This is a genomic window from Pseudomonadota bacterium (genome assembly GCA_022361155.1).
Lineage (GTDB): Bacteria > Myxococcota_A > Polyangia > Polyangiales > JAKSBK01 > JAKSBK01.
Genome location: JAKSBK010000477.1, coordinates 1 through 2,117, shown reverse-complemented (window position 1 = coordinate 2,117; position 2,117 = coordinate 1). Strand labels below are relative to the sequence as shown.

Here is a 2,117-nt window from a genome sequence, read left to right as displayed (position 1 = left end):
GACAGTTCGAGCAGCCGGTCGTGGTCGCTGAACACCGACGGCCGGGCCACGTCCGTATCGTTGGGCAGGCCGAGGGACTGGGTGATCTCCTCGACCAAACAGTGCCTTATGTGATCCTGGTCGAGTTGGTCGTTGATCACGATCTCGGCCCGCGCGATGACCCCGGGCCGGCCCAGCCAGTAGACGAAGAAACAGCGGCCGGGACCGCGCAACTGGCGCATCATCGCCGCCGGCACACCATCGAAGGCGATGGTGTCCAGGCCCAACCGGGAGGTCAGGGTGATGCGGATGCCCGCCCCGGCGTCCCGGTCGTCCACCAGCGCCATCTCCAGGCCGGTCAGGTCGCGCAGGCGGGCGAGGTGGGCCCGGACGGCGTCGCGCACCCATGCGGGCGGTGCCGTGCCCGCCGTCCCGCCCGCGCCGGCCGAACCGTCGGTGCCGGCGACCACGCCGGCATGGTCGACCCGGAGCGACACCGACACCGGTCCCCGCCACTTGGCCACATGCCGCTGACCCTGGGCGCCGGCCAGGTCGGTGCCGAAGACGACCTCGTCGAAGGCCTGGATCAAACGCTCCAGTTCAACCGGGTCGGCCCGAGCGCCGTCCGGCGGACAGGAGAACAGGACCCCCAGGACCGCGGCCAGGGCAACCCGGCGGGCTCGACGCCCGAGTGCGGCGCTATTCGACCACACGGTTGAGTTCCGGGATGATCTTGCGGGCCAGCACCATGGCCTCGTCCTTGGGCGCACCGGGTGCCATCCGCTTGTCGTAGACGGTGCGGATCAGGATGCGGTCGCTGCGGCTCAGCCGCCGCGGCTGGGACGACCGGTTGAAGACCGACGGACTGACCAGGTCGCTGTCGTTGGGAAGCCCCATGACCTGGGTCATCTCCTCCAGGAGACAGGCCTCCAGGTCCTCCGGCGGCAACTGGTTGTTGACGACGATGATGCCCTTGACGATGGCACCGGACTCGACGGCCCAGGTCAGGAAGTAACAGACCCCCGGTGCCGCGAGCTTCTTCAGCAGGTCCGGCGGCGCCTCCTTGGCCATGAAGGGGGCGGCCATGGCCAGCCTGGGAACGAACTTGATGGCCAGGTTGGCCGGCTTCTTGACCTTCTTCGCGTCCTCCGTCCTGACGCCCGTCAGGCGCACCAGGGTGCGCAGGTGTTTCTGGATGATCTTGATGTTCCGGGCGGCCGGGCGTTGCTTCTTGAGCTTCAGTTCCTTGCCGCCGGAGGGCTTCGGGACGACCTTGCCCGACAGGGACGACACCGTCACACGCAGCGGCTGAAGCCACTTCTTGAGGCGCGTCGACGGCGTCACCGACTCGTACTCCGAGCGGAACACCACGGCCTCGAAGAACCCGATCAGGGCCGCATCGGAGGCCCTGGTCTCGGCCGCCCGGACGGGACTGCCGGCCGTCAGCAGAACGGCCAGGGCCAGGACCGGGACACGGAGGCAGGCGGTCAGGCGCATGCGTCACCCAAGGTCGTCGTCGGAGCCGGGGGGTCATCCTACACGACCGACGACCGCGGCGGCCACGTCAATTGGCGATGATCCAGGACCGCAGCATGGTCTCGGCCACCGGGCGGTAGGCGTCGAACCGGCTGGCCGGGGCCGTATAGGACCAGACGTGGGTGATGTCCCCGGACGGCCGGGGCAGCACCAGCGCCCACTTGCGGAACTGGCGGCCGCCGTGGTTGTAGGTGGCGACGAACTGTCGCCCGGCCAGCCTGACGCCGCGCTTGGCGTAGCTCACGTCCTTCTCGGCGTCGATGGCCAGGCCCTCGGCGGCGTCGGCGAGCTGCGCCTTCAGGTCGTCGTAGGCGAGCCGCACCGCGTCCGCCGTGTCCGCCGCCGCCGGCTGCACGTTCTGCACGCTGACGATGGCGTCATAGGCCGGCGTGCCGCGCCGGCCGCTGAAAACGGTGGTGTAGGCCGCCGCCTTCTCCATCTGCCAATCGGCCGGATACTCGATTACGTAACCGAAACCGGGTTCATCGAACCGGTTCGTGGTCCGTCCCGTCGGCGCCGCGGCGACCGCGGGCTGCGGCCGACCGACGGCCAGGGCCTTGGCTTCGGCACCGCTGTGCAGGGGGGCTTTCGCTTTCGGTTTC

General features: G+C 69.5%; 3 protein-coding genes. All 3 read right to left on the bottom strand.

Annotation, left to right across the window (positions count from 1 at the left end; all coding sequences use genetic code 11):
* A partial coding sequence (locus MJD61_18045; GenBank protein ID MCG8557166.1) for a DUF2927 domain-containing protein occupies positions 1 to 692 on the bottom strand: 692 nt, incomplete at its 3' end.
* Positions 679 to 1,476, bottom strand: a complete 798-nt coding sequence (locus MJD61_18040; GenBank protein ID MCG8557165.1) for a DUF2927 domain-containing protein — start codon at positions 1,474 to 1,476, stop codon at positions 679 to 681. The genes MJD61_18045 and MJD61_18040, both read right to left, overlap by 14 nt.
* Positions 1,477 to 1,543: 67 nt before the next feature.
* A partial coding sequence (locus MJD61_18035; protein ID MCG8557164.1) for a hypothetical protein occupies positions 1,544 to 2,117 on the bottom strand: 574 nt, incomplete at its 5' end.

Coding starts and splice junctions, on each gene's coding strand:
- MJD61_18040 (MCG8557165.1), bottom strand. CDS start 1,476: ATGCGCCTGACCGCCTGCCTCCGTGTCCCGGTCCTGGCCCTGGCCGTT.